26 protein-coding genes are annotated in these 26,059 nt (G+C 52.3%); 7 read left to right on the top strand and 19 right to left on the bottom strand.

From position 1 onward, the window contains the following. Positions 1 to 17 precede the first annotated feature (17 nt). From HMPREF0178_RS19665 to HMPREF0178_RS19575, 16 genes are all read right to left on the bottom strand, one after another. A complete protein-coding gene (locus HMPREF0178_RS19665; protein ID WP_009369287.1) occupies positions 18 to 293 on the bottom strand; it encodes a hypothetical protein in 276 nt (91 codons plus the stop codon). A gap of 54 nt (positions 294 to 347) precedes the next feature. Beyond that, positions 348 to 689, bottom strand: a complete 342-nt coding sequence (locus HMPREF0178_RS19660) for a WGR domain-containing protein (RefSeq protein ID WP_039959474.1) — start codon at positions 687 to 689, stop codon at positions 348 to 350. Continuing rightward, positions 686 to 1,684, bottom strand: coding sequence for an AAA family ATPase (locus tag HMPREF0178_RS19655; RefSeq protein WP_009369286.1), 999 nt, complete (start codon positions 1,682 to 1,684; stop codon positions 686 to 688). The genes HMPREF0178_RS19660 and HMPREF0178_RS19655 overlap by 4 nt, the downstream gene beginning before the upstream one ends. Before the next feature lie 294 nt (positions 1,685 to 1,978). Next, a complete protein-coding gene (locus HMPREF0178_RS19650) occupies positions 1,979 to 4,324 on the bottom strand; it encodes a DEAD/DEAH box helicase (protein ID WP_009369284.1) in 2,346 nt (781 codons plus the stop codon). 61 nt (positions 4,325 to 4,385) lie between these two features. After that, entirely contained in the window at positions 4,386 to 4,934 is a 549-nt protein-coding gene (locus HMPREF0178_RS19645; protein WP_009369283.1) for a hypothetical protein, read from the bottom strand. 4 nt (positions 4,935 to 4,938) lie between these two features. Further along, positions 4,939 to 6,015 (bottom strand): DUF6094 domain-containing protein, encoded by a 1,077-nt coding sequence (locus HMPREF0178_RS19640; RefSeq protein ID WP_255344684.1) that lies wholly within the window; start codon positions 6,013 to 6,015, stop codon positions 4,939 to 4,941. 421 nt (positions 6,016 to 6,436) lie between these two features. Continuing rightward, complete coding sequence (locus HMPREF0178_RS19630) at positions 6,437 to 6,925, bottom strand: hypothetical protein (protein WP_009369280.1); 489 nt, start codon at positions 6,923 to 6,925, stop codon at positions 6,437 to 6,439. Positions 6,926 to 6,989: 64 nt separating this feature from the next. Further along, the gene (locus HMPREF0178_RS19625; RefSeq protein ID WP_009369279.1) at positions 6,990 to 7,460 is read right to left on the bottom strand and encodes a hypothetical protein; all 471 of its coding nucleotides are present in this window, start codon (positions 7,458 to 7,460) and stop codon (positions 6,990 to 6,992) included. A 249-nt stretch (positions 7,461 to 7,709) separates the two neighbouring features. Continuing rightward, the gene (locus HMPREF0178_RS19620) at positions 7,710 to 8,225 is read right to left on the bottom strand and encodes a hypothetical protein (protein ID WP_009369277.1); all 516 of its coding nucleotides are present in this window, start codon (positions 8,223 to 8,225) and stop codon (positions 7,710 to 7,712) included. Between the two features lie 14 nt (positions 8,226 to 8,239). Then, a complete protein-coding gene (locus HMPREF0178_RS19615) occupies positions 8,240 to 9,451 on the bottom strand; it encodes a hypothetical protein (RefSeq protein ID WP_009369276.1) in 1,212 nt (403 codons plus the stop codon). Positions 9,452 to 9,515: 64 nt separating this feature from the next. Next, positions 9,516 to 9,887, bottom strand: coding sequence for a hypothetical protein (locus tag HMPREF0178_RS19610; RefSeq protein ID WP_009369275.1), 372 nt, complete (start codon positions 9,885 to 9,887; stop codon positions 9,516 to 9,518). A gap of 73 nt (positions 9,888 to 9,960) precedes the next feature. Beyond that, complete coding sequence (locus HMPREF0178_RS19605) at positions 9,961 to 10,659, bottom strand: ERF family protein (RefSeq protein WP_039959473.1); 699 nt, start codon at positions 10,657 to 10,659, stop codon at positions 9,961 to 9,963. Positions 10,660 to 10,910: 251 nt separating this feature from the next. After that, the gene (locus HMPREF0178_RS19600; RefSeq protein ID WP_009369272.1) at positions 10,911 to 11,372 is read right to left on the bottom strand and encodes a single-stranded DNA-binding protein; all 462 of its coding nucleotides are present in this window, start codon (positions 11,370 to 11,372) and stop codon (positions 10,911 to 10,913) included. A 411-nt stretch (positions 11,373 to 11,783) separates the two neighbouring features. Continuing rightward, the gene (locus HMPREF0178_RS19590; protein WP_009369271.1) at positions 11,784 to 12,383 is read right to left on the bottom strand and encodes an Nmad5 family putative nucleotide modification protein; all 600 of its coding nucleotides are present in this window, start codon (positions 12,381 to 12,383) and stop codon (positions 11,784 to 11,786) included. 251 nt (positions 12,384 to 12,634) lie between these two features. Next, positions 12,635 to 12,958 (bottom strand): hypothetical protein, encoded by a 324-nt coding sequence (locus HMPREF0178_RS19585; protein ID WP_039959470.1) that lies wholly within the window; start codon positions 12,956 to 12,958, stop codon positions 12,635 to 12,637. Positions 12,959 to 13,764: 806 nt separating this feature from the next. Further along, the gene (locus HMPREF0178_RS19575) at positions 13,765 to 14,673 is read right to left on the bottom strand and encodes an AraC family transcriptional regulator (RefSeq protein ID WP_009369270.1); all 909 of its coding nucleotides are present in this window, start codon (positions 14,671 to 14,673) and stop codon (positions 13,765 to 13,767) included. 218 nt (positions 14,674 to 14,891) lie between these two features. On the opposite strand from HMPREF0178_RS19575, the gene HMPREF0178_RS19570 reads away from it, so the two are divergent. From HMPREF0178_RS19570 to HMPREF0178_RS19545, 6 genes are all read left to right on the top strand, one after another. Further along, positions 14,892 to 15,386, top strand: coding sequence for a cupin domain-containing protein (locus HMPREF0178_RS19570; protein ID WP_009369269.1), 495 nt, complete (start codon positions 14,892 to 14,894; stop codon positions 15,384 to 15,386). Between the two features lie 58 nt (positions 15,387 to 15,444). Then, positions 15,445 to 16,188: a carboxymuconolactone decarboxylase family protein gene (locus tag HMPREF0178_RS19565; RefSeq protein ID WP_009369268.1), complete on the top strand. Its 744-nt coding sequence runs from the start codon at positions 15,445 to 15,447 to the stop codon at positions 16,186 to 16,188. Positions 16,189 to 16,201: 13 nt separating this feature from the next. Continuing rightward, a complete protein-coding gene (locus tag HMPREF0178_RS19560; protein WP_009369267.1) occupies positions 16,202 to 16,612 on the top strand; it encodes a cupin domain-containing protein in 411 nt (136 codons plus the stop codon). Positions 16,613 to 16,631: 19 nt separating this feature from the next. Beyond that, positions 16,632 to 17,669: an alpha/beta hydrolase gene (locus tag HMPREF0178_RS19555; RefSeq protein ID WP_009369266.1), complete on the top strand. Its 1,038-nt coding sequence runs from the start codon at positions 16,632 to 16,634 to the stop codon at positions 17,667 to 17,669. Between the two features lie 527 nt (positions 17,670 to 18,196). After that, a complete protein-coding gene (locus HMPREF0178_RS19550; protein WP_009369265.1) occupies positions 18,197 to 19,312 on the top strand; it encodes an aminomethyltransferase family protein in 1,116 nt (371 codons plus the stop codon). A gap of 87 nt (positions 19,313 to 19,399) precedes the next feature. Beyond that, positions 19,400 to 20,095 (top strand): vitamin B12 dependent-methionine synthase activation domain-containing protein, encoded by a 696-nt coding sequence (locus HMPREF0178_RS19545; RefSeq protein ID WP_009369264.1) that lies wholly within the window; start codon positions 19,400 to 19,402, stop codon positions 20,093 to 20,095. A gap of 103 nt (positions 20,096 to 20,198) precedes the next feature. Here the strand turns inward: HMPREF0178_RS19545 and HMPREF0178_RS20680 are convergent, their stop codons facing one another. Then, positions 20,199 to 21,878: a diguanylate cyclase gene (locus HMPREF0178_RS20680; protein ID WP_009369263.1), complete on the bottom strand. Its 1,680-nt coding sequence runs from the start codon at positions 21,876 to 21,878 to the stop codon at positions 20,199 to 20,201. 53 nt (positions 21,879 to 21,931) lie between these two features. After that, entirely contained in the window at positions 21,932 to 23,839 is a 1,908-nt protein-coding gene (locus HMPREF0178_RS19535) for a BCCT family transporter (RefSeq protein ID WP_009369262.1), read from the bottom strand. 545 nt (positions 23,840 to 24,384) lie between these two features. Here HMPREF0178_RS19535 and HMPREF0178_RS19530 point away from each other — a divergent pair. Next, on the top strand, positions 24,385 to 25,278 hold the full coding sequence (locus tag HMPREF0178_RS19530; RefSeq protein WP_009369261.1) for a DMT family transporter: 894 nt from the start codon (positions 24,385 to 24,387) through the stop codon (positions 25,276 to 25,278). A 109-nt stretch (positions 25,279 to 25,387) separates the two neighbouring features. Here the strand turns inward: HMPREF0178_RS19530 and HMPREF0178_RS19525 are convergent. Next, positions 25,388 to 26,059: GntR family transcriptional regulator (locus HMPREF0178_RS19525; RefSeq protein WP_009369260.1), on the bottom strand; the 672-nt coding region annotated here is incomplete at its 5' end.

Genomic DNA, 26,059 nt, shown 5'->3' with positions numbered 1-26,059 from the left:
GGGTATCTCCTTTTTCGTCAGATCGCTTCGACATATTCATATTCGCCGGAATCCAGGAGCATCGCCGCGCGGCGACGCATCTCGAACACAGGATTGCGGTTCAGACAGCATTCCCGCGTCAGACGATCACACGTCTGCCAATGGGTGGCAGACCAGGCGTTGTGTCCTCCGGTCCACGTTCTAACAACAAGTTCATCGGGACCGGCTTCAGCTCGCCAATGGATCTCCTGTCCCTCGTCATCGGGAATGGCCAGATGCACAACGGACGAAAAAGGAATGATGGTGGTTGTCATGATAGTCTCCTTTGAGCAAGGAGCGCCCCCCGCAGGGAGACGTCCCTGCCGGGGTTAATAATTGAATGTCGAGTCCTGTCGAACTACCGCATACCCTTCTCGAATTTTGAGAAGCGCCCGGTCTTTCATCTCAGTTAGAGCCAGGTCGATCGACACTTTTGTGGAGATACGTTTTTGGCCTGCCGTCCCTTTTTTGCCCCACCGCAATACAAATTGAGATGGAGTCACGCACCCCGACCAGAACTTTCCACCGGAAAGGGTGTCTTTGGTAAGCAAAATATCAACCAAAATAGAGCTGGAAAGAAGCGGAAGCGCGCTGAATCCATGGATCACTTGATCCATCTTTTGTTTTAGATACACAATGTCATCAACCGGAGCGGAATCATCCTGATTCACGCTCCCAACGGCTCCCCCAGATCAGTCTCCAGAGAGAAATACCGTTGCGCCAACTCATGCAGCATGGCGCGTGTCTCGCGGCAGGCCCGGAAGGCCAAGGCGCGATCCAGCGCGTACATGACAGGTTGCAGTCCCTGGCGGGCAACAGGCTGAAAGCGGAGGGTCAGATCCGCCCAACGGATCAGGGAGCGGGTTGAGAACGTGACTTCGATGGCCCCCTCTCCTTCTCCCATGAACTTCTCGCGCACCTCATTAGCAAATTTCACCATGAGTTCCCGCAATTCCGTGGGGAGCGCGGGAGCCGACCGCTCCAGAATATGTTGCTCGATGAGCGGGGTGGGATAGCCCACCTCGCAGAGCACAAAGCGATCCATGGCTGCGAGATTTTGTCTCAACGTGCCCTGATAGAGGCCCGTTTCGTCGGAACCGCCGTTGGTGTTGGCGGTCGCAACAAAACGGAACATTTCATGAGGCTCAATGATTTCGCCCCCATTTTCCGGGATGCAGAGCGGAGATCCGTCCAGGATCGAATTGAGACCTGCCGCCGTTGAGGGATCCAGCAAATCGAACTCGTCCAAAAGAAACAAACCCCCGTGGCGCATCGCAAGAGCCAAAGGGCCATACTGATAGGCCATCGACCCTTGCTGGACGCTCAGATGCCCTACCAAATCCTGGAATTCCAATCGTCCGTGCGCGTTGACGCAAAAAACGGGAAAATTCAGGCGGGCGGCAAGTTGCTTGATCAGTGAGGTCTTACCGCTGCCGGTCGGGCCGAAAACGTAGAGCGGATCGGAGGGGTTCAAAAACCAGACCGCCGGATCGCGCATGCTCTCGTGAAACTGGTAAAGGGGGTCGACTTTCGGCGTATAGGCGGTCGGTTGAGCGTAGCCGCGGATCATACGTCCCGAGGGCGTTCCGCTAAACACCGTTCCCGCGTCCAGTTCGACAGGGGTCAGGGATTCGAGTTGTTGTAAAGAGGCATTGGGTGTGTACATGGTGCGTGCTCCTTAAAAGTGTGAAGGACGCACTCCCCCGAGGGGCGATGCGCCCCGTTGGGGTTTTGTTTGTATCTAACGAAAACTATACCGCTTCATATCCCGATAAATGGTATGTCTCATGCCATTCAGCGTTACACTTGCTGCATGTCACACTTGCAATGGCGTATCCATCATAAAAGTCGAAATGACTGCTTTCAATTTCTTCCGCATTGCAATAGGGGCACTTGTTCCCCTCACACGCCACATACTCTCCCTGAGTCATAGGGGTATTTCTCATAATTCACCCTTTAGTTATGCTGCAATCTGGTGGATACGCCACGCGTTCATGCCGGGCAAAGCTCTGTCGGGAATAACCGTATAAGCCTCTTGGCTTTTTTTCGGCATATAGACGACAAGCTGATCTCCCTTCCACACAGCCAGGGTCACTCCCCGGACATCTACAAGATGGTAGCAGTTGTTCTCCCCGTCGATCCTGATGGGTTTTCTGAACAACGTACCTGTCACAGTTCCACCGTCCATACCGCAGAGTGAACCAACGATGGGGCCCAGTCGCGGTTGATGCCGTGATGGCGGCAAGGCAACGGTTCTGGATGACGGGAGCCGATTTATTTCAAGAGATCGGTATGCTCGGAATTGGGCTTCCAATCCTTGAGTCTCCAGTTGCCCGACCAGTGCCCGGGCCAGTTCCACCGCCATACTGTCCCCCATTTCCGAAAGTGCCACCAACCCCTTGCCGGAAAGTTCTCCCTCCAGGATCAGTGACGCTTCAAGCTTGGAGGCAATGAGCGACATGGCTTTTTCCTGCATGGTGTTCCGGTTGACGAAAAATCGGACCACCACGTCCTGAGTCTGACCAGGACGCCATGAGCGGCGGGATGCCTGTCTGAGCACATAGGTGCTGTAGCCTGTTTCCCAAAAAAGGATCTCGGGAAACTCGCGCAGGTTAAGACCAGTCTCCACCAGTTTGGGTTGGCAGATTAGGCCATCGTAAGCGCCGGAAGCCATATGGCCGCGAATCCAGCCCAGACGTTTGTCCGTGGGCACGGACGGCTTGAGGTGCAGGAAATTGAACCCGGCGTCGGAGAGTATCCGATGCACATGCTCACCAGCTCCGAACTTGCCCGTATACTCCGCGAACACAAGCGACTTCCGGCCTACGGCCTTGGCGTTGCGGACGCACTCGATCAGGCGTTCGTCTTTGGCAGTGAGCGGGATGTCCAGCGCGGGAGCACTGGCAACAACGCAATTGTCGCGGTCAAAGACTTCGACCACTCGTTGCGGCATATCCGGCCACGCCAACAAACTGGACAACATCTGGCCGAGAACCCGGTAATCATGTTTCGTAAGTGCTGCCTGCGCAGCTTTTTTCAAGGTTCTTTCAAAAGCCTGATACGCTTCCGCCAATTCCGGCTGGAGATCGCAGTATTCTACCTCTTCCCGATAAGGCGGCAGCGCATCGGCAATATCCGAAAGCCGTAAAAACACACAATGCTCAAGGAAAAATTCCTTGAGCAGCAAAGGCGAAATTCCCGGCGTTTCTTTGATACGCCGTTTTTCGCGTGTCGAACGTCCGGTGAGATGGTCAGTCGACGCAGTGTTATAGATTTCTTCTATTGATCCGTAACTTTTAACAAAGTCCATAAGATCCGTATAGGCTGGAAGCAAACGGCGGCGTTCCTCTTTGCTGTAGTTGAGGGCAACCCCTCGTTGCAGCAGGTAATAGACATCAGAGGCTCGGCCACCGGACAACGTGCCGGTCAGCACCAGAGAACGGGGGATTGCCGAAGCGATTTGTCCCATCAATGCACCCTGAATAGTGCTGCCACCTTTGAGTTTTTGAACTTCATCGAAGACAGCTAAATGGAAATGCCGGTTAAGGTATTTTTTGATATACAAAACCGGCGCATAGACATGACTTCCCTTGTCTGATGGTCCCCAGAGCGGATTGCCGCATGAGGGGCACCGGTTGCGGATGGCTCCGGACCAGTCCATATCGTCCGGCAGTTTTTCCGAGCAGTGCTCGCACAACTCTGTCTTGTACAGATGGCGTCCGGCGCTGCCGGTTCCCTGCACAAGAGAACTGAGTTTCGTTTGTTTGAAGAAGGACGACTTCCAGGAATAATTTGTCTTGGCCCTATTGAAACTTATAAGCCAGAATTCCGGTTTATCCGGTATCCGTGCGTCACTCCGAAGGCGGATCAGCAGCGAGAGCGCGTTGGGACCGCTGGCATTAATTACCAGTGCGGCCTTTCCCAGGCTCTCTTCAATCTCTTCCTTCCAGGTGGATACGAGATGAGGAGGACACAAAACCAGTGTCCGGATCGGATGTCCGGTTACAAGCTCCATGCTTACGGCGCTCAAGACACTGTGCAGCGTTTTGCCGCACCCCATTTCAGCCACGAGTCCGAGGCACCGTGCGCCATGCGCGTAGCCTTGCATGAGAGCGCACACCGCGTCCCGTTGCGCAGCGTAGGGCTGTTTGCGGACAACGGCTGCAATGCGTTCCTTGATGCGCCGGATGAGTGGCGTCGTGTCGCCCGGCGTGTAAATGGGATTCAGGACGGATTCGACCTTGGCCGACAACTGTTTGCTGGCGCTCAGGACAAAATTCTTCAGAGATCGTGTTTCTGTACGCATGATCATCCCCGTTGCGGGGAGATCACCCCTCTCGGGGATCTCTCCCCGGGAGGGTTATCGGTTACGCCGCCTGCGCGGCATGTGTCATTTCAGCCAGACTGGACAATTCAGGCAGATGCTGTTCCAACAAGGGCAAAAAAATGCCCGGTTCAGGCAGGCGAAGCCGCCAGACATCGTGAGGGATGCCCCATGTATCAAGAGGCGTCGCAAATCCGGCCTGGACGGAGATGTCCCAAAACAACGGCATCCACACATCAAGCGATGGTACATCCATGCGCTTGAACAGAGGCGCCGCCGACCGGGCGAGTTCGTCCGGGCTGTCGCCGCAGACGATTTCCTCAAGCAGGCCGGGATAATACACGCTTCCAACGCCATAGGGGCCTGACAAGGCTTTATAGCCGCGCCGGATGGCTTGATCCCGCGCCGGTTGAAATCGCTCCGCACCGCACTCCAACGTATCCCCACGGATGGCGCGGGCTGTGACGGCATTGACCGACTCTTTGACCCCGATAAACAGCAATTTGCAGTAGTTGGAATTGCAATGGACAGCCTGGACCAGCCAGGCCGCTTCTCCGTGGAATTGTGGATAAAATGGACATTGTGGAAACATGGCTCTACCTCATATCGTAGAGTACAAGTTCTCCGGCTTCCAGCGAAGCCGTCACGTCCAGCGCCTTGACGAGAGCTTGCGGAGTTTTGCGCACTGTGGTCACAAGAACGTCGCTGTCATCAAGTTTTACGGATTTTGTTTCAATGATTTCAGTTTTTCCGGCGATAATCAGGAGATTCCCGGAGTCAGGATCGGTGAACGCTCCATCCATGAGCCCGCTGGCCAGCATCACGGCCTGATGGCCGGAACGCAGCGGCATGAGACTGCGGGCGGGACGTTCCGCGCGGCGAACCAAACCGAAGAGGCATTCGGACCGGGCCACAGGTCCAGCCAGCATAGCCTCGATTTGACGCGCGGTGAGGTGTTGGGAGAAAAACGGAAAAGGCTCGATACGCATACGGGGAGCCGGAACGATCCACGGTTCCGCACTGTGTTCCCCCAAAACGGGAGGGTGTTCCAACAGCGCCGCAAGCCGTTCTTTTTCCTGTTCCATGTCTCCCCGACCGTGGCATGCAATCAGGACACATTGTCCATAGACCGCGTAATCCGGGTCAGGAAAGCGCAACATGCCGATGTTGTGGAAACTCCGTGTCAGACGCTCAAACACATTTCGTGTTTGGAGCACAAAGAGAGGCACGATATACACCAGAATTCCATTCTGTTGCAGAAAGCGTATTGTAGACAGGAACTTGCGTTCCGTGCGTCCACTTCCGTCCGCTTCCTCGTCGTAGGGCGGGTTTAAAAAGACAAGCTGAAATCCTCCAAGAGGTGCGTCCAGCTCATGTACGGCATCGCCGCAGAGCGATACCAGACCGCGCTTCTCGCAGGCGAGAGCTCGCGGCTCATCCAGTTCATTGGCGTAGATCCGGGATGTTGAGAGTCCGAGGCCAAGGCCAAGGTGCTCGATGGCCTCTCCTTCGCCCGCGCATGGGTCCAGGACCCGCGCGTTTTCAGGGTCGGAACACGACACGTAACGGCTGATCACCGGCAACAGATGCGTCGGCGTTTTGTAATAGCCTTTTTGGGCTTGGGCATTAAATCGGGACATCATGTCTCCTTTTGTGGTGAAACCAGGAGACATCCCCGTCAGGGAGTCCCCTGGCGGGTTACAGAAGATGGTTGCCGATCAGAATCAGAATACGATGCGGGGCGCCATGATGACGCTCAGACCTAATCCACTGAAATAGTCATTTCGGCCCGCCTCTTCCAGCGTATTGCTATCGGCCACAATTCTCAGCAGCCAATAGCTTTCTTCCGAAAGGGTCTGCACGAAATGCAGGAGCCAGGGACAACCGGGTGCTCACCATCGGCGCACAAATCCCAGGACCAGAAGCGCATGATGGCATGCACCGGATTTTCAAGCATCCGATCCGACGTCTCAAGGGCGCGTCGGATCGCGGAGGATTCAGCACCGACCAGGTTTGCCATGCGACACCACAGTGCTTGCTCGGCTTCGGATGTGAGGCAGAGGGCCATTTCCCGGGTAGGTTCAGAAGAGTGCCTCATTGGAAACGCTCCTTCTGACAGGGCTCATTCCCGGACGACATCGCGTCAAAATACGCTTTGAACGCGTCAAACTGATTGACTTGGGGGCCGGGAACGTCTCTTTTATGGATTCTGGAGAGGGCGCGCAGGGCCTTCTCATAGGAGGACAGTGTGGTATGCACAACAACGGAGCGCAAATAGGCGTCCATCTGTTCCTGATACCGCAGGATTTGTAAGGCCCGGTACGGAAACTCTTCCAAACGCACGATTTCAATGCCCCAAAAGGTATCATCCGACCGCCTTTTGAGAGCCAGATGCGCGTAACCAGGCTTTGGGCTTTGGTAAATCAAGGGGATGACACTTACGCACAAAGAGCTTTCAGATAGCACGCAGACTTCCCAATCGTCTGTCCAGGCAGCGGGAATCAGTTGGCGGACATAATCCGCATCGAGAGGGAGCTTGATGGCATGTCCGGCCTGAATGCCGGCGAAATGGTATTTTTCCATACGCTCTCCTGAAAACAGGGGAGCAATCCCCACAGGGGGAAAACTCCCCCGCGGTTATGGGTTATCAATCTGAAATTGGCAGAAAAAGAAACTTCCATTTTTCCTGACGGGCAGTGAACGTTAAGGTCACGCTCACGCGATCTCGCGGCTCTTTCGCCATGATGCGCAGAAGGCGACCCAACACTTCATCAAGCGTAGGCAACGTGCCCTGTTCCGGGACGGTCGTTTTATTCAGCCTTTTTGTGATTTGAAAAAGTATGAAGTAAAGGAATGTTACTATTCGTTGGCAGACAGTCAAATTGTCATGAATCCGCTGAAAAAGGAAAAACCATTTTGTTCCTGTGGACTTATCCAGGATAGTCTCTTCAAAACCCTTCTCCTCACTGTCTTGTGCCAAGATCACAAGCGCAAGCAAAAGCCTGCTTGTGTTATTCAAAGAGAGTGAAAAAAACGGTCTGCTCAGTGGGCCTTTCCCATTCAGGGCGTATGCAATTTCGAGATCTTCGGTAAGTTGGGGATAACGTGCATTCAACATAGCTGTCCCTCGCGCCTCACGCAGCTTCCGGCATGTCGGTTTCAATATACCGCTTCGGAGTGACGTCCACGGGTCTGTCGGGCAAAGGCTCACGGAAAATGCACTCGTTCGGGTCGCACCCTTCACATATCCAAGCGCCGTTATTGACGCAGCCTCTGCACGAGATCGCCGGAATACGAATGATTTGATTCTTTGTCATGATGTAGTCCCTTGACCGCCCTCTTAGGCAGTCGATGTTGTGCCGCCTTATCAGGCGGCTAATTTTTTCCCTGCCAAAAGCAAGGTATACCGCGCGGTCAGGCGCAAAAACTCTTCAGGGCCAATCACCATGTCCCGTTCATCCCGGAGGATGGCCGGAACGGATTTCCCTTGCAGGAAATTACGGAATGCGCCGCAATAGTTACGGCATTCCGTGCAGGGGGACGGGTCGGCCTGGAGAGCGCGCAAACGGCCTTTTGCCCGTTCCATGATCAGCGCATGGGAATTTTCCTGGATGTGCTGTTTGTGGTTTTGCTCTGCCATGTGGTCACGGATCTGGCTGAGCCAGATGTTTCCAAGCAAAAGGAATCCCGCAGGACTGACGCCCTTGTCGCCTTCAAGCGCACGTTCATACGCTTCCAGCAGCAATCGTACATTTTGGTGCAAGCGCCGAGGGCAATGTCCCTCAAAAAGCATCTGCCTCAACTCATCATGGAGTTGATTGGCTTTGCGGTATTCTTCCAAGGACTTGATCTGTTGGGCATACGATGGTGTTTTGTCAATCATAACTCACTCACTTATTACGCGGCGTTATCAACAGATTGGATGCTCCGGCGTATGGGACTGACCCAGAGGCGCTCGTAGCTCTCACCGGTCCGAGTGACATTTCGCAGGACGCTGGCCACACGCTCCTCATCTCCTTCCAGGAGATAAAGAAGCTCATTGGTCAGAGCATCCTTGTCGATGTTTTCCCGTCCCGGCTGGATAGTCGCGCGGAAGCGGTGCTCTCCTGCCGTAATCCATGCGCCGTTTGGATTGAGCGTCGCATAGGTTTGCATGACGCGCTTTTCGAGCTCCTTGATTTGGGCTTTCAGGGCCTTGTCTTCCGTCTTGAAAGCGGCAAGACGTTCGAGCTCCTGCTCCGCTTCCGGAGCATTCCATGCTTCCATAGAACAGTATTTCGGGCAGTCGGCGTTGAAGTCGCACCAGTCGCACAGGGGATGAAATCCCTTGTGGTATTCCACATCATCCAGCGTCATGGTTCCTTGCCGGATGGACTGGACGCAATTCCAGATTGATTCCGCCGTTTGCAGGCAGCTACCGAGCATGAAGGTGTTGGGCTTATAGGCTCCAAAAACCTTGATGTCGGACATGGCGAGACTCACCACCCATCCTTCGATGTCCACATCTTCGGGATTATCGGGCATGGAGGCGCCAAAAAGCCTGTCGACAAGTTCGGGAAAGGTGACGTAACGAGCAGGCTCGTCATGCAGGAAGCAGGGTTTATTCCACGCTTCGCGCAGCAGAGCGAGCTGGCCGTGAAGCTGTGTCTCGTATGAGGCATACAGCGTTTTTGGAATGTTTTCGTTGGATTTGAGTTCAAGAACCCGAACTGCGGGTTTTGCCCCACCCCAAACCAGGGTAAAATCAAGATGCGCCTGGATGGGCACATTCTTGTAGGACAGCGCGATGGACAACTGCGGAATGGACCGCAGCCCATAAGCCGTCAGTGCAGCCTCAAGGCCGTCTTCTTGCCAGTGGCCGCGCTGAAGCGTGATCTGGCGACGCAACTGAGACATAAGGTTCAGGGAATCGGTCCCCATGCGTTTCGTGGGAAGACAGAATTTTGAGGCCACCGCCGCCCGCATGCATTCCATGCCCTTGCCGACATCGGACAAGCCGACATAGGAGCTGCGATCCCCGAGTTTGGGATCAAGGCATTGTGTGGAGTAGTGGTTCAGGGCACTGTTCAGAGTACCGAGCAGAGCTTTCGCCTTTTCAATGTTGACCATAGGACGCTCCTCAAACGGGGAGCGCACCCCCTGGCGGGGATCAGCTCCCCTTGGGGTGTATGGATTAGTTATTGGAGTTAAAATCTATAGTTACAGACACATTGAGTTCAAATGGATTCTCATAAAATCCACCATCGCGCTCAATGTCGTCCAGCTCATCTCCGATACGGCAAAACAAATAGCTGGAGTATTCCAGATTCGCCATAAAGTTGTCCATAAAGCTGATAACCGGAGCTTCAAGATACCACTTGCACCAGCTCCAATAGCGAAGAGTAACTCCGTTCTCTTCTTTAAAAGTCTGAGGAGATGTGATGAACTCTCTCAGAGCGGTAACATCACCAGAAGAATGAGTTTTTTGTACTTTATTAAGACGGCTACGCAACGTTTGTTCAGCTTCAGCCGTCAAGCAAAGAGCCACGTCACTTCGATACCCCATGTAATTCTCCTTTTTGTAAAAAGGAGATCTCTCCCGAAGGGAGAAATCTCCCGTTCGGGTTTTCTGATTCTGATTATGCGGCTTCGGCGTAGCGCCACCATGTATGGCGTTTGTCGCTCCACACGAATCCCGCCGCTTCAAGCGCTTTTTCTTTTGCGCGGGTTTTTCCCTCCGCAATGATACAAGCCTGCCCATCCTTGCTACTCACAACTTGGTAGCTGATGCCATCCAGTTTGGGTAACGACTTCAAGACGGGGTGAGCCGGTTCATCCGGCTGAGGTGGTGGAATAACTTGGGGCTCAGGCCGAGCTTTTTTAGGACGTGGGCGCTTGGGAGGCGCTTTTTCCCGCTCGTTCTGCTCGCCCTCTCGGGCCGCGTTCGCATCGTCGTCGTACTCCGTCACAATGCCGAGCATGGCCGAAAGAATGTAACGCCTCGCGTAGGTCATCGCGGAGCCGTATCCCTGCGGATCAGCCTTGGGCAATGGCATGCTGAGTAAAGATGCCTGCCACTGACCGGACTCGGCGTGGATGAACTTGGTGACAAGGCCCAGATAACCGGGTTGCACCGGGACCGGATATTGAGTCAGCCAAATGCCATTTTCCAGCAAAGGTTGGCGGCAAACATCCATAACCGAATTCAGTGTTGCATAATCCGATTTAGTGAATGTGTTGTTCCTATCTCTTATGGCTGGTTGCAACATCGTTTGAACTTTGATCATGGCCGAGGCCAACTTGGTGATCTCCGCAGAGCACATTTCTGTAATTTCCATGGTTCCCCCGTTGTTGCACAAAAGAGGAACCCCGCAGGATTCCTCTCCTGCGGCGGACAAGTCAAACTATTGTGATAGGGTTTGGACAAGGGAGAGCGTTCTCAGCCCCCCGATGATGAAGGCCAGTTCCATGAGCACGGCCATGAACAAAACATTCCGAATAACTAACAGCAATCGCATGGCTCTTACTCCTTTTCAGGCGGCAGAGCCCCCCTTCGGGGAAAACTCCCCGAAGGTTTTGTCAGGCCGGTTCAAAACGGAATATCGTCCATAGCCACCGACTCCGTGGGCATCGTTGAAGAAGCTCTGCGGGATACTCGGCGTTGAGCTCTGGCGGGTTCCGCTTTCGCTTGGCTATCCGGCGTTGACTGTTTTCCTTCCGCTTTACGGTCAAGGAATTTTACAGTCCGGGCGCTGACTTCGGTGCTATACCGGTTCGTTCCGTCTTCGGCCTCCCATTTGCGCGTGGCGAGCGAGCCCTCGACATACACCAAGTTGCCCTTGCTCAAATACTGAGCGCAGTTTTCAGCAGTGCGCTGAAAGCATACAACCATATGCCATTCAGTTCGTTGCTGGCGCTCGCCCTGCGGGTCAGTATAAGACTCATCGGTCGCAATACTCATATTAAGTATTGCTGTACCTTTTTGGGAATAGTGCAGTTCGGGATCTTTTCCTAAGCGTCCGATCAACATCACAGTATTCAATGAATTCATGACGATCTCCTTTTGTGAATAGAAAAAATCCCACAAAGAGGAATCAATGTGGGGTAAAAATGATGAAGTCCCATCGAACGATGAGGAATTTCGCAGGGGGAAAAGTAAAAGACGTGAAAAGCGAAGAATGATTTCAGATTGAGCTTAGTTATGAACAGGCAACATTACTGGTTCAAACATCCTCAACCAGTGCCTACCAATGACATATCCAACATGGACCGTAGGCCCGTCCTTCCTGTCCTGAAACATCTTTGTAACTCGACTTTTTCCGCCGCCGATCTGTTGTCGGAGGTCCTTGACGGATCGCGCGAAAAACTGATTTCCGAGCTGGTCCATGTAAAGCAAATGTTTTCCGTTCATCGTCTTCTCCAAGGAATTGATCTACAACCCCACCTGGCGGTTTAATTCCGCTTACGCGGCATCTTGTGTCTGCGTGTCCTGAACTTCAGCTCCATTCAAACGAAAAAGTTCATTCATACCGTGAATGACGGCCGGAAGTTGTACTTCTTTGGATTGGCTAGTCTGAATGTTCAATTCTTTCAGAATTGGCTCAACGTCAGGCCACGTTTCAATCAGTTTTTGGACCGTCGCACATTTATTAAGGAATACGGAAAGTTGCTTTTCGAGACGGGATTGTTCCTTAGCAAAGTCATCTTTGAGCTTTTTGATATTGAAAAATTTTTCACTCAAATTATGATCGCCAGGAATACTATAAATGTCAGGACTATATAAAGAATTGTGAAGATATCCAAAAATCAAAGGCTCCTTTACAAATAGAGTGTGGAAACAGTTGTTAAATACAACTTTTATACAAATCGATTCCTCAAAAAAATTCCTCGGTAACTTGCTCATATCTTCTCGAATTTGAGGAGAATACATATCATTATAAATTTCCATTCCCAATTCGTGTTCTAAATATTCAATTTGTTGTTTGCGTTCAACAAATGCCCTCTGCATTAAGGATGAACGGATAAGAAAACGCAATTCTTTGTTCAATCGTGTTGATGACATAATAGGTTCCTTTTGAGTAATGTTAGTAATCTTTAGATGATGCGTCAGAAAAGAGACTTGCTACAAAGCCGATTGCCGACGCTGAATTTGGTCAACCAGCGATTGGACAATCGCTTGCAAGCCCTTGTTGGCTTTCGTTCTGTTTTTCATTTCGACAATAAGATTTGCGCCTTCAGAATAAAGGCGTTTCACCATATTGCGAATCGTAAACTTTCTTCTTGGCGGAATGGATGACCAGAGATCGTAGGCGATCAGCAGGTCACAAATCGCATTGGCATTGATGCCGCGATCTGACTGAGCATTCGAGCTTCAGCAGCCAGCTCTTGGCGCTTACGCTGCATTTCGACATGGCGGCGCTCGATAGTGTCTATGTCACGCAGCCGTTTTCGTTCCTGCCGCAACGCAAATCTGCTCGCTTTCATGCCTGACCCGACGCAAATCCAATTGACAGTCTCACCCGAAGGTAACTTGCATCCCAAGAGGATATGCTGAAAATAATGGTCCGAGTTCTCCAGAGGTTTACGAAAATGACAACATGGGCAAATGGCCTGAGTTACTTTGAGTGTTTTTTTCATATGCGAGTACTCCATAAAAATGTTTTCAAATAGTGATGTTACTGGATTTCATAAGGTCATACTTGTCTTTCGCCTTTAGATAAAACAACAAAAAGCCCGCAGAGCTTGCGCCAGGCGGGTAACAACAAGAAAAGTCTGCCGTTTGACAGATCTATCTCAACAATAAAAGGGAAATTGAATAGAAAAAAATACAAAAAGATAAACACTTTAGACTTGCGACAGAATGCTGCAACTCATGTCGCTGTGCCTGGCATAACCTGATGTTTTGTAACATCGGGTATGCTTTTCCGCGCTGAAAGACCACCCTCTTCAGAGCGCGAACAGCAAAAATGACTTGAGCGCCGACTAACCGCTGTGCGGACAACCTTGTGCAGGCAAGGCTCGACTCGCGTACTCCAGGGGAGCCGCTATGGTGGCTGAACAGGCGCTGTGTGCTGGAGCGCAAACGGCTTACGCCGCACCAGAAGGCTTTCCTTTCGTCATGGACAACGCCATGCGAAGCCGTATGCCCCAACCGGTGGGTACTCTTTTCAGAGTAGTATACGCGAGAGATAAAAAGTTACCTGTTTTTGTCAAGGGACAGACTTTACAGATCTCGACTCGCTATGGGAATAACTTATTCCGATTCTAGATGGAGGGATACCAAGTAGATTTTCAAATTCATCCCCGACGTTCCCAACGAACGCGAACTGAATAAAAGATTTTCCTGTAATCAAACGATTTATCGGACTTATTTTTGCACGGCAGAATACATCTATGTCACTGCAACAAAAAACACCCTGTAATTCTACAAAAACGTTAAAATATTATTGGAATTTTATCCGTTTCCTACTGACATCCCTACGCGGAGGGTCCCCAAACATCCGTTTGTACTCACGGATAAACTGCGTTGAGCTTTCATAGCCGACGGCATAGGCTGCGCTGGCGACATCATACTCATTGGTCAACATAAGGCGCTGCGCTTCATACAGGCGCAGCGTTTTTTGAAACTGGAGCGGGCTGAGCGTTGTCATCTGTTTGAAGTTACGGAAGAAGCTGGAAGAGCTCATGCCGACCCTTTGCGCCAGTTCTTCCACCTGGAGCGGAGCCTTGTAATTTTCCCGCAGCCAGGTAACTGCCTGTGCCACCTGATTGCTAGCCGTACCGAGGGAACAGATAGTTCGCAGCCATGCACCTTGCGGCCCCAGCAGCAGTCGATAGAGGATTTCCCGTATCAGCATGGGGGCCATAATCGGAATTTCTTCCGGTTCGTCGAGCAGCTCCGTCAGCCGAAGAAAAGCGGCCATGACTTTGGCGTCGGCTTCCATGACGGCGACACTCTTTCCCATTCCCTGTTCTGTACGGGCTGGATGTGGTATTTCCGCCGCAAGCTGTGCCACGAGACTCCTGTCCAAATCAAGAGAAAGTGCCAAAAATGGCTCTTCGTCAGACGCAACAGTGATATAGCTTTCGCTCGGCATATCCACGCCCGCCACAAAGCAATGGTATTCCCCGTAAGAATACTCGTCCTTCCCCACTATGGTGCGTTTGAAGCCCTGAACCGTAAGCCCGATGAACGGTCTGTAGAAGACGCACAGCTCGTTTGCCTGCACCCTCCTGACAAGATGGAATCCTGAAATTGCCGTAGGGTGACTTCCTGATTCAGACGCACGTCCCAGAATCTTTTCTTTCAACTGCCCGTTTATCCATTCGAGTTCGGCGCGTTGTTCCTGCATGGCTGTTTCCCTCGTTGTTCCAGCATATCCTCAGTTGTGTTTTTTGTACCATACCTTCCCCGTACCTGCCCAGTCATATGGGAGAATCAGGCAGTTTTTCAGGGGGATTGTGTCTTTGTTCGCACCGCCTCGCCCCCTATTATCCGAATCACAGAAAGGCTCGTGCCCATCGGCATGAGGAAGAGAGAAACGTATAGAGCGCATAAGGAGCGTGCACCATGAAGAAAACAACGGTATTGCTGGCGGCCTTGTTGCTGGCCTCGGTGGGAATGGCCGCGGTTCAGTCCCATGCGGCCGAAACGGGTAAGGAAGAGCAGGTAATCACCAGAGTCGGAACCCGCCCGTCCGGTGTGGGAAGCCACACGACATTTACCGGCAATGTGCGGCATGACCCGCTGTTCAGTCCCAACGAAGCCGCGCCATATTCTGTTTCCTACGTAACCTTTGAGCCGGGAGCCCGTTCCTTCTGGCATACCCACCCCGCCGGACAGCGTCTTGTGGTCGTATCCGGCTCCGGTCTGACCGGTACCTGGGATGGCAGGGTGGAAGAAATCAAGGCTGGCGATGTGGTGTGGTGCCCGCCGGATATCAAGCACTGGCACGGCGCTTCCCCCACGACAGCCATGACGCATATGGCGCTTACCGGTATGAAGGACGGCAAGAACGTCACCTGGATGGAAGAAGTCAGCGACCAGCAGTACAACGCGAAATAGCGAAATTTTTCCGGCGACCCCGTCGGAAAAAACGGGGCCGCCGCACAGGAGCGTCAATATGAGGACACCACGAAGCATTTTTTCTTTAATGTGTGCGGCCATTGTTCTTTTGACGGCCGCTTCGGAGGGCATGGCTGTGGATAGCGCATTGAATCCGAAACAATTGAATCCGAAACAGCAGAGCATCATCGCCATCTCGTCTTTCACGGCCAACGGCAATCTGGAAAAACTGAAAGGCGCGTTGAACGAAGGTCTGGATGCAGGATTGACGGTCAACGAAATCAAGGAAGTGCTGGTACAGCTCTATGCCTATGCGGGCTTCCCTCGCAGTCTCAACGGCATCAACACGTTCATGGCCGTCATGGACGAACGCAAGGCCAAAGGAATCTCGGATATGGAAGGCCGTGAGGCCAGCCCCATGCCCTCGAACTGGAACCGTGACGAATACGGCGCTCAGGTACGGGCGAAGCTCAGCGGCAGGGACACCATCCCCGCGCCCTGCGGTTACCAGCTTTTTGCGCCTGTCATCGATACTTTTTTGAAGGAACATCTTTTCGCGGACATCTTTGCCCGTGACAATCTGGGCCATCAGAGCCGGGAACTGGCGACTATTTCCGCGCTGGCCAGCATCCCCGGCCTTGGCGGACAGCTTCAGTTTCATATGAATGCGGCCATGAACACGGGATTGAACGAAGCGCAGATGAAAGATTTCATCTCCGTGCTGACCGATCGCGTAGGTGAAGATGAGGCGCAGGCCGCCAATACGGTATTGGCCAGAGTGTTCGCCAGTCGGACAAAATAGGGAAGGAGAGCATATGCGGACGCACATTCTCATCCAACGGGGCGAACAGCCGTCCGCTCCCGGCCCTGCGGAGTGTTTTACCGGAGCCGTGCGTATCGAGCACCTGTTTTCCGCCCATGTTCCTGCCCGCGCGTCCGGTTCTTCCGTGGAGTTCAGACCGGGGGCAAGGACTGCATGGCACAGCCATCCGCTGGGGCAGACGCTGATAGTCACCTCCGGCAAAGGATTGGTGCAGGAGTGGAACGGACCGGTGCAGGAAGTCCTCCCCGGCGATGTGGTCTGGTTTCCGCCCGATGTCAAACACTGGCATGGGGCCGCCAGCAACAGCCCCATGACGCATATTTCCATCTGCGAGGCGTTGGACGGAAAAAACGCCTGCTGGATGGAAAAGGTCAGTGACGAACAATATCAACAACAAACTTGAGTTGCCGGGAGGCAATGCCATGAAAACGACACTTATGAATAACGTGAAAAAGGCGACCGTTACGGCGGTTCTGGGAACGGCCCTGTTCGTCGGAACCGCTACCGCCGATGCTGCGGACATGTCGCGCGGCGCGAACAATTTCTACACCAGCGAAAAGGTAAACGTGGAAACAGTAAAATTCAACAATATGTACGGAATGGAGATTGTGGGAACCCTGTTCACGCCCAAACAGATGGATAATGGCAAAAAATATCCCGCTCTTGTCGTGGGGCATCCTTTTGCGGCGGTCAGACAACAGGCGGCCAATCTGTACGCCACAAAGATGGCGGAAGCCGGTTTCGTCACCCTGTCTTTCGACCAGATGTTCTGGGGGGAAAGCGGCGGCAGCCCGCGTGCGGCCGTGTTGCCGGACCTCTATGTGGAAAGTTTCAGTGCGGGCGTGGACTATCTGGGAACACGACCCCTTATTGACCGGGAAAAAATCGGAGTTATCGGCATTTGCGGCAGCGGCGGATTCGCCATCGCGGCGACCAAGATTGACCCGCGCATCAAGGCGCTGGCCACTGTCAGCATGTACGACATGGGCGAGTATTTCCGCACGGGGTTGAACCGTACCCGCACGGCGGAAACCCGGAATAAGGACCTTCAGACGGAGGCTGAACAGCGTTACACGGCCTTTGAAAGCGGAACGCCTGTCTACGGCCCCGGACAGAACGACGCCGTATTTCCCGAAGCGGCGGAATCCAACGATTTTTACCAGACGGAAAGGGGCAAGGTGGCTTCCAACGACCGCAGAACCACGCCCGCCAGCTACGCGAAGTTCATGAACTTCTATCCGTTCAACGACATGGACTCCATTTCGCCCCGTCCCATCCTGTTTGTGGTGGGAGAGGTGGCTCCTTCCCGCTGCTATACCGACACGGCCTATGCGATGGCTGCCGAACCCAAGGAACTTGTGGTCATTGAGGGGGCCAACCGCATCGACCTGTATGACCGCACTGAGATGATTCCCTGGAACAAACTGACATCCTTCTTTGAGCAGCACCTCAACAAATAACAATGCTCTGAGACAAAATAAATTGGGTGCCGAAGACAACCAAGCCTGTCACCCATATCTGGAGAACCCCATGTCTGAATCGTATTCCTGCCGCGCTTTTCTGAAAAGAAGCGCTCTTACGCTGGGCACGACTGCCAGCCAAATAGGGATACCGCACCAAGAAACAAAATGACTGTGCCCAATCTCCCCCAAAATGTGCATGAGAACCGCCTAAAGGAACCCCCGCTAGAATGCTCCAAGATTAACGCCAGCCGGGCAAAAGCTCCTTCATCTTACAGTTCGCGCATCATCCGCTAAGTCACACTTACGAGATTCGGATCCTCCTGGCAATGCGAACGCATAGAATTTTCCCGGAATTAGCTGTTGTTGGGGAACCCAGCAAACTCAGACTATTCCCGCCTAGATACTCGTAGATTTTAGTGTAAGCTACTTTTTTGGATAAACATCTCTGATATACTCAAATTTTAGTCATGAATCATGACGTTGAAACTATAACCTGTGCTGCTTCCCACAATAGGAGATCCACTATGCTCACAAACATTAAGCGCACCTCTGCATTGACCTGCCGTCACAAGGATCTTGGAGGTAAATTCAAAGAATATATCCGCATGGCTGTTCCAATGACGTATGGCACCAGTAGTGTGGAGGAAGAGCACGACGCAGTGCGCCATGCCGCTGGCCTTTATGATCTGACGGCATTTCTGAAGTTCTATGTACGCGGCAAGGATGCCTGCAAAGCCATCAACCATGCCATGCTCAACGATATCTCAAAACTGACCGAGGGCCAATCGAAATACGGCCCGTTCCTGCGCGATGATGGAACCATTTGTGACGACGGCATTGTATTCAATTTGGGAAAGGACGAATACATAGTATTTCATGGTGATGGTTGTGCACGCAAGATGGTGGAAGCCTCCGCACAGGGGCTGGACGCCGAGATTGATGTTGACGACAGCGTGCATCTGATCTCGCTGCAAGGGCCGAAATCATGCGGCATCCTAGCTCCCCACACGCCATCCGATCTTCCCGCGCTAAAATATTTCCGCCATGTGCGGACAACCCTTTTTGGATGCCCCTGCGTCATTTCCCGCACGGGGTACTCCGGTGAACGCGGCTATGAAATTTTTGCCACGCCAGATACGGCACCGGATATATGGGATAATATTTTGCTGTATGGGAAAAAAGACGGTGTCCTCCCCTGTGCTTTGGACAGCCTTTTCCCTTTGCGTATGGAGGCTGGACTTGTATGGCGGCGCTACGATCTCATGGAACAGACACCATGGGAAGCCGGGCTGGGGTGGGCTGTAAATAAAAATAAGGAAGCCGATTACCGCGGCAAAGATGCCGTTCGTGCTGCCGAAGGGATGGAACGCTTTATGCTGCGTGGAATTGAAATCGATATCAACCATGCGCTTGAAGGAGGAGAAGAGCTTCTTGTTGGAGATATCAGGGTCGGCACGGTGAACGGCGCGCCGGCGTACTCGAGTATGCTTGGCAAGTCGCTGGCCTGGTCGCGCATCGTACCTCTCCATGCTGCCATTGGCACCCGTCTTGTAGTAAAACGCAAAGACGGTTCCAAATGCGGAGCAGTTATTGTCCCCTTCCCTGTCTATGATCCCAAAAAGGAAAAGACCCGAGCCTAGATCATACCCGGAAACTTCCGCCGGGTGGTACACCGAAGTTTCCGGGTTCATCCATAGGCCATCTTTGAGCAGACGGACTTTCAATCCATGGAAAGAACCGTATATAGGAAACAAGAAATAAATCAATATACATTTATCATTGAACAAATTCCTATAGCATTCGACTTGGAGCCTATCAAGTGCAAGCTGGACATTTCCCATAATGAAGGAAACGCACTGGAGCTCTTGGTTCGACTGGTAAAGGAAGCCGCAAACAGAGCGCGCCCAAAAGCCGCTTTCAAAATGTGCAGCCTAGATGTATTAAACAAGGACCAAGTGCAAATCGAAGGCGTCACCTTTACCAGCTCCTTGCTGCGCCAGCAACTCACCGGAAGAAGCCGCATTTTCCCCTATCTGATCACTGAGGGGACGGAATTGGCGGAATGGAGCCTTTCCCTTGATTTGCTTGATCAAATATTTGTATACACGCTCCGGGAAGCGATCGTCGGGCAGTATAGATCTCTGTTGGAGAAGAAAATACTGGAACAATATGGCATCAGCCAAATTTCAGCGATGAACCCCGGTTCGCTGGAGGCCTGGCCCCTTTCGGAACAAGCCCAATTCTTCCAGCTCATGGCCCCAGTTTCCGAAAGTCTGGGGATAACCCTTCTCCCCAGTATGCTTATGAAACCTGAGTTCAGCGTCTCAGGCATCTTCTTTCAGACCGACACCAAATACTATAACTGCCAGCTATGCCCCAGAGCGCACTGCTCCAACCGCAAGGCTCCTTCCACGGTGGTTTGATTCCATCACCCAACCTACGAAAGGCAACAAAACATTTTTCTCTGGCGAGCGGCCCCATCTGTAGGTATGCCCTCATGCCAGCCTCACTGCCTTGAGAACGGGCTCATTCCCTCCCATCCCGCTCCCACACGGTGACACGGTTTCTCCCATCATTTTTGGATTTGTACAGCGCCGAATCGGCGTTGGAAATCATGGAATTGAGGTCCAGCGCGCCCGCCTGCCCCTCTTCTCTTGCGAATTCCGAGACTCCAAAGCTCACAGTAACCCGTATGCGTTGATCCCCATACAGTATTTCTGTATCCGCACAGATCCGGCGGACCCTCTCCAGCGTCATCGCCGCATCCCTACCCGTGGAGTGCGGGAACAAAAGAACGAATTCCTCTCCCCCAAAACGTGCCACGATATCCGTTCCGCGCAGGGTTTTCTGAAAAAGGGACGCTATCCGCCGCAGGACCTCATCCCCCGCCAGGTGGCCATAGTTGTCATTCACCGCTTTGAAATGATCTATATCGGCCATGCCCAGGGCCAGCGGGAGCGCGTGCCTTGCGGCAAGCTCCACTTCCTTGACTGCGGCCTCCAAAAAATGGCGGCGGTTCCATAAACCTGTGAGGGGATCGCGCAAGGACTGCCCTCGCAACTGCTCGGTATTTTCCTGTATGGTATCCAGCATTCGATCAAACGTCCCCGCCAGTACTCCGATCTCGCGGCAACCGCGAACCGGCTGGGCACGTAGGGAGAGATCGCTTCGCGTGCGCTCCGCAACATCAGCCATCTTCTCAAGGCCATCAGTAAAGAAAACCTTTCCCGCAATTCTGGCCAAGGAAAAGGACAACAAGAGGATAACGATAAAGCCGGTGATCTGGATAGGGTAATGTTTCCACCCAAAGTCCAGCCAAGTGAACTGCTTCTCAAAATCCCAGATATACAGGTAAGGGATATCATCCCTGCTCAAACGCAATGCGGCTATGGCCCCGACATACCCATTGCCGTCAGGCCCTGCAAAGGAAAACGTTTTTGCCCTGCTGCCCGGGGACATCTCCGGGAAGGTATCGGCGGCTCGCGGGAGAATCTGCCGTACGAAAAAATCCTGTGAGACAAACGCACTCTTTTCCGTCTGCCCTTGCGGGAAAAGGCAGTTAAACCCCGCGTCAAATAAAAAAAGGGATTCTCCGTTACTGGGCAAGAGCCCACGGGCCAGCTCCTCCAACCACCCCGTGGAAAGCGGGGCCATAAGGACGAAGCGGATTCCCCCACCTTCGTCCAGCACGGGCATTGCCATGGGCAAAACAACCCGCCCGTCGTTCAAAGGAAAAGTTTCACCGATGGAAAACCGTCCTCTGGCCGCCGTCTTCTGAAAATAATTGCGGGTACGTATGGTCTCTTCCGGTACAAAATACGCCTTGCCGTCAAGGACGCTGGCGACGCTGTGCCCGTCAGGACGGAACATCGCAAAGCCGACATAATCCCTCTGCCGGGAGGTGAAACGTGAAAGGAAGACGGAGAGGGCCAAAGGATCGCCGTCCTCCACTTCAGGAGAAAGGCTCAAAGCCAAGAGCAAGGATTCAGTGCTTCTGGTCAGGGCCGCCTGGCGGGCGGCCATCACACTGATCGTATGGCTTATCCGCTCCCTCTGCTCTTTTAGCGCCAGCTGCCATTCGGAGAAAAGCCCGTATCCCAGCAGGGGAAAAAGCATCAAAAGGGAACAGGCCACCTGAAGGTATGCGACCGAACGCGCCGAAATGCGGAACCTACCGCCCTCGCTTCCATTACGCGGATTAGACATAGCCTCCACCTCTTTTCCATATCATCAGGCAGCCCCATAGAGCCTTTGGCCTATCAGGCTTCCACGGAAGGAGCGTCTATCGGGCGGGAGCGCATGAGCGCATCGAATTCGACGCGCGCCTGCTGAGCCTTTTCCGATGCCGCCAGTTTTCGTTCCTTGGCGTCCAGCGCCATTTTCGTGAGGCGCTGCAGCTCATCCAGCAATTCCTGCGGGGCGTCTCCCAGCTCGGCATCATTCCCCTTGGCGAGCGCAGCTGAACGGATGGACTTCTTTAACTGATAAACGGCACCCAACGCATTCCGTTCCGCCTCCGCAGCGCCCATGGCCGCTTCCTTGAGCTGCTCGAAGCGGGCAAGGGCCACCCCCTCACGCGACCACGGATCGACATCGGGCAAGACCTCAATGTTGATCTCGGGGGACTCGTACCCCTCCTGATGCGCAAGATCCAAAGAAGCGGCCCGGACGGCGGAGAGCATCAGCATGACCGCAATGATCAAAAGAGGCAAGCCCCCGACGATGGCGGCGGTCTGAAGGGTTGCGAGCCCCCCCATGAACAGGAGGATCGAAGGCATGATCGACAACGTAAAGGCCCAGAAAAGCCGGTTCCAGCGCATGGGCTCCTCGGTCACGTTGTTCTGAACCACGGAGGCAAGGATGTATGAAATGGAGTCAAAGGTGGTGGCTGTAAAAATCAGGCACAGCGTGGTGAACGCCGCGATGACCACGCTGCTGAACGGGAGTTGATCAAGGATGGCGAAAATGGCCTGATACGCTCCGTCCGTCTGAAGCATTCCCACGATGTCAAGCTTGCCCGAGAGCTGAAGGGAAAGGCCATAGTTGCCCAGAATCATGAAAAACAGGAAGCACCCCATGGAGCCGAAGAAAATGGAGCCCACCACCATCTGCTTGATGGTTCTGCCACGCGAAATCCGGGCGACAAAAAGCCCCATGCTCGGTGCGAAGACCAGCCACCATGCCCAATAGAAAATGGTCCAATCCTGAGGGAAGTGCGTGTCCTTGAACGATCCGTACCCGCCGAACGGTTCCGCCCATGTCGCCATGACGAAAAAATTGCTCAGCATACGCCCAAGGGAATCTAACCCGGTTTCCAGCATGAAGATCGTTGGCCCCGTGAGCAAGATGAAGGCAAGCAGGCCCATGGCGCCCCAGAAATTGATATTGCTGAGCACCTTGATCCCCTTCTCCATGCCCATGTAGGCGGAATAGCCAAAGAGCACCGTACAGGCCAGCAGGACAAGCACCTGCACAAGCGTATCCCTGGGAATACCGAACAAGTGGTGGATCCCTTCGGTGATGAGCGGCGCGGCAAGCCCAAGGGTCGTAGCTCCGCCCCCGAGCAGGCCGAAAATAAACAGGATATCCACGAGCTTTCCCGTCCAGCCGTTGCTGCGGGCTTCACCGATTACCGGCATCAGCGCACTGGAAACCTTGAGAACAGGCTGCTTGCGTACATAGAAGAAGTAGGCGATGGGCAAGGCGGGGACAAGATAGATCGCCCAGGCAATGGGCCCCCAATGGAATATACCGTACGTTGCCGCCCAGCGAATGGCTTCCTCGCTTCCCGGCGCAAGCTGAAACGGCGGATCAAGGTAATAATAGGCCCATTCGATGCACCCCCAATACATGATACTGGCTCCGATGCCGCCGCAGAAAAGCATGGCGGCCCATGATGCCGTGCTGAATTCGGGCTTTTCGTCAGGCTCTCCAAGCTTGATCTGCCCGATATCGGAAAAGATGATATAAATCATAAAGAAAAATGAAGCGAGCCCCAAGCCCAAATACATAAAGCCAAGCTTGTCCGTCATCAATATTTTGGCGGCGGCAATCCATTCGGCCCCTTCTTTTGGAAAAAAGACCAATGGAATAACAACAATAAATAAAAGCAAAAGAGATCCGATAAATGTTGGTTTGTCGAGTAACTCGATGTTGCTCTTGAACATAGAAACTCCTTGTTGAAATTGAACATTCTTTTACAAGTTTATAGAGCTAACACGAATAGCAATGAAATTATATTATTTTTATTACAGGTTCATTATCTTCATTCAATTTATAAAAAAGCAAATCATCGTTATAGAAAATAGTCAGAACGATAAAGAATCAACAGTCGATTTGATGAATGGTATATAATCCTATAAAATATCAAATAGAATATATCCTTCATGGGCCTTTATCGGAGATTGCCCTGTGTTTATCGACAATACAGTCTAGCGACAAAACAGTCATACTGCTTTGAATAAAATTGTCGCATAACACGACAACATTGTCGTATAAAAACAACTTCTCCCATAAAGAAGCAACCGGACAGTGGCAATAAAATAAATCATACAGTATTTTTATATCATTATATTATAAACGTTGTTTCCGACAGTGAAGCCAAAGTTTCCCGTAAATGTGTTTTGGCATACTTTTTGGATTGATAGCCCCAACATTGCTCGTTCATGGACATTTTCCATCAATCTACAAAGTAACCGCGAAGGATATCTGTATGTTGCAAGGGCTATTCTATGCAGTTGTGGCGTCGTGCTCTTTTGGACTTATCCCACTGTTCACATTGCCGCTCATGCAAGAGAGCATAGCTTCATCGACCATCCTTTTCGCACGTTTCGGCATATCATCCATGATTATGGGTGTAATACTCGTATTGTGCCGCCAACCGTTGGCCATCTGCCGTGGCGACATGTGGCGTCTTTCAGTATTGGGTTTCTTCTATGCAGCATCGGCTATTACATTTTTTTTGGCATTTCACTATATGGATAGCGGTATCGTCGCTACAGTGCAATACTGCTATCCGGTCTTTGTCGTCGTCATCATGTCATGTTGCTTTCATGAAAAATTACGTAAGACCACCCTTATCGCATCTTTTATGTCCATAGCTGGTGTAGCCATGTTTTCATTGCATGGCAGCGAAAACGTTCATTTCAGTATGCTGGGCATGGGATTGACCCTGCTATGTGCTACGCAAACAGCCCTTTACGTCATTGGGATCCAAATCACAAAAACCAATGTCAGCAACGGACTCACCGTCACATTTTATCTGATGGCTTCGGGAGCCTTTTTTACAGGGCTTTTTGCCCTAGTAGATGGAGGACTGGCACTGCCGGCTTCAACCGGGCAATGGGTAGATATGTTTTTACTCGCCGCCATTACGGGCGTCTTATCCAATTTAGCCCTTGTGGAGTCTATTAAAAAACTCGGTTCATCATTGGCTGCCATACTAGGAGGCCTTGAACCCGTAACCGCTATGTGCATCGGAATATTCGTTTTTGGTGAGGCATTTACCGCGCGCACCATTCTCGGCACGGTATTAATCGTCAGCGCTGTTATCGTTGTCATGCTTGCCCCCCGGCAAGGAAAACACCAAGAATGCAGTAGCTGCTAGGTATACATTGCCTACCATCTGGCGTAACTCCCAAAATATCGGCAGGAAGTGGATGAAGAGCCCGAAAGGATATCCTTTCGGGCTCTTCATCCATGAAAACTCATATGCTTTAATACCCATTCCGGGGAAACCGGGCCATCTCCTTTCTTACCAGCTCAAGTCCTACCATAATATTCTCTCTCAATGTTTCAGCAAGGGCATTTTCATTATGATCTTTGAGGGATTGGATAATAATAGAATGCTGTTTAATAAACAGCTCCTTATCCGCGTTGGCATAATGGCGAAGGTTTAAAAAAGCTTCCACATAATCCAGAAGATGGTCGACTATCGCCTGAAGATGATACATTCTTGAAATAGCATAAAGAGCTCGGTGGAACTCTCTGTCCTTATGGAAAAAATAGGGTTCATCAGGAGAAGAGTTTTCCATCGCGGAAGCTATTTCCTCAAGCTGGGCAATATCCGAATCGGAGGCAACGCGCATGGCTTCCATGGCCAAAACAATCTCAACCTGGATGCGCAGCTGATAAATGTGCTCCATCTCCCGGAATGACGGCGGGAGTGTCACCACGGCCCCCTTATAAGGAATGTTCTGAACGAGTCCCGACTTGTCCAGACGCATGAGGGCATCACGGATAGGGCCGCGTCCGACACCCATTTTTTCCTCAAGCTCAGTCAAAACCAGCCGTGTTCCCGGAAGCGCCTCCCCTGACAGGATCATATTCCGGATCATCTCATAGGCTGTGAGAGATTTTATTTTTGAAAAGATCTTGCTCATAGTTGG

Source organism: Bilophila sp. 4_1_30 (assembly GCF_000224655.1).
Taxonomy (GTDB): domain Bacteria; phylum Desulfobacterota; class Desulfovibrionia; order Desulfovibrionales; family Desulfovibrionaceae; genus Bilophila; species Bilophila wadsworthia.
This window is presented reverse-complemented; position numbering and strand designations above follow the sequence as displayed.

Bases quoted from the DNA above. Each gene is read 5' to 3' on its own strand.
- HMPREF0178_RS19630 (WP_009369280.1), bottom strand. From the start codon at position 6,925: ATGGAAAAATACCATTTCGCCGGCATTCAGGCCGGACATGCCATCAAG.
- HMPREF0178_RS19640 (WP_255344684.1), bottom strand. From the start codon at position 6,015: ATGTCTCCTGGTTTCACCACAAAAGGAGACATGATGTCCCGATTTAAT.
- HMPREF0178_RS19645 (WP_009369283.1), bottom strand. From the start codon at position 4,934: ATGTTTCCACAATGTCCATTTTATCCACAATTCCACGGAGAAGCGGCC.
- HMPREF0178_RS19655 (WP_009369286.1), bottom strand. From the start codon at position 1,684: ATGTACACACCCAATGCCTCTTTACAACAACTCGAATCCCTGACCCCT.
- HMPREF0178_RS19600 (WP_009369272.1), bottom strand. From the start codon at position 11,372: ATGAATTCATTGAATACTGTGATGTTGATCGGACGCTTAGGAAAAGAT.
- HMPREF0178_RS19535 (WP_009369262.1), bottom strand. From the start codon at position 23,839: ATGTTCAAGAGCAACATCGAGTTACTCGACAAACCAACATTTATCGGA.
- HMPREF0178_RS19550 (WP_009369265.1), top strand. From the start codon at position 18,197: ATGCTCACAAACATTAAGCGCACCTCTGCATTGACCTGCCGTCACAAG.
- HMPREF0178_RS19650 (WP_009369284.1), bottom strand. From the start codon at position 4,324: ATGCGTACAGAAACACGATCTCTGAAGAATTTTGTCCTGAGCGCCAGC.
- HMPREF0178_RS19575 (WP_009369270.1), bottom strand. From the start codon at position 14,673: ATGCAGGAACAACGCGCCGAACTCGAATGGATAAACGGGCAGTTGAAA.
- HMPREF0178_RS19530 (WP_009369261.1), top strand. From the start codon at position 24,385: ATGTTGCAAGGGCTATTCTATGCAGTTGTGGCGTCGTGCTCTTTTGGA.
- HMPREF0178_RS19560 (WP_009369267.1), top strand. From the start codon at position 16,202: ATGCGGACGCACATTCTCATCCAACGGGGCGAACAGCCGTCCGCTCCC.
- HMPREF0178_RS20680 (WP_009369263.1), bottom strand. From the start codon at position 21,878: ATGTCTAATCCGCGTAATGGAAGCGAGGGCGGTAGGTTCCGCATTTCG.
- HMPREF0178_RS19590 (WP_009369271.1), bottom strand. From the start codon at position 12,383: ATGTCATCAACACGATTGAACAAAGAATTGCGTTTTCTTATCCGTTCA.
- HMPREF0178_RS19665 (WP_009369287.1), bottom strand. From the start codon at position 293: ATGACAACCACCATCATTCCTTTTTCGTCCGTTGTGCATCTGGCCATT.
- HMPREF0178_RS19570 (WP_009369269.1), top strand. From the start codon at position 14,892: ATGAAGAAAACAACGGTATTGCTGGCGGCCTTGTTGCTGGCCTCGGTG.
- HMPREF0178_RS19610 (WP_009369275.1), bottom strand. From the start codon at position 9,887: ATGGGGTATCGAAGTGACGTGGCTCTTTGCTTGACGGCTGAAGCTGAA.
- HMPREF0178_RS19620 (WP_009369277.1), bottom strand. From the start codon at position 8,225: ATGATTGACAAAACACCATCGTATGCCCAACAGATCAAGTCCTTGGAA.
- HMPREF0178_RS19615 (WP_009369276.1), bottom strand. From the start codon at position 9,451: ATGGTCAACATTGAAAAGGCGAAAGCTCTGCTCGGTACTCTGAACAGT.
- HMPREF0178_RS19605 (WP_039959473.1), bottom strand. From the start codon at position 10,659: ATGGAAATTACAGAAATGTGCTCTGCGGAGATCACCAAGTTGGCCTCG.
- HMPREF0178_RS19625 (WP_009369279.1), bottom strand. From the start codon at position 7,460: ATGTTGAATGCACGTTATCCCCAACTTACCGAAGATCTCGAAATTGCA.
- HMPREF0178_RS19555 (WP_009369266.1), top strand. From the start codon at position 16,632: ATGAAAACGACACTTATGAATAACGTGAAAAAGGCGACCGTTACGGCG.
- HMPREF0178_RS19585 (WP_039959470.1), bottom strand. From the start codon at position 12,958: ATGAAAAAAACACTCAAAGTAACTCAGGCCATTTGCCCATGTTGTCAT.
- HMPREF0178_RS19545 (WP_009369264.1), top strand. From the start codon at position 19,400: ATGGAAAGAACCGTATATAGGAAACAAGAAATAAATCAATATACATTT.
- HMPREF0178_RS19565 (WP_009369268.1), top strand. From the start codon at position 15,445: ATGAGGACACCACGAAGCATTTTTTCTTTAATGTGTGCGGCCATTGTT.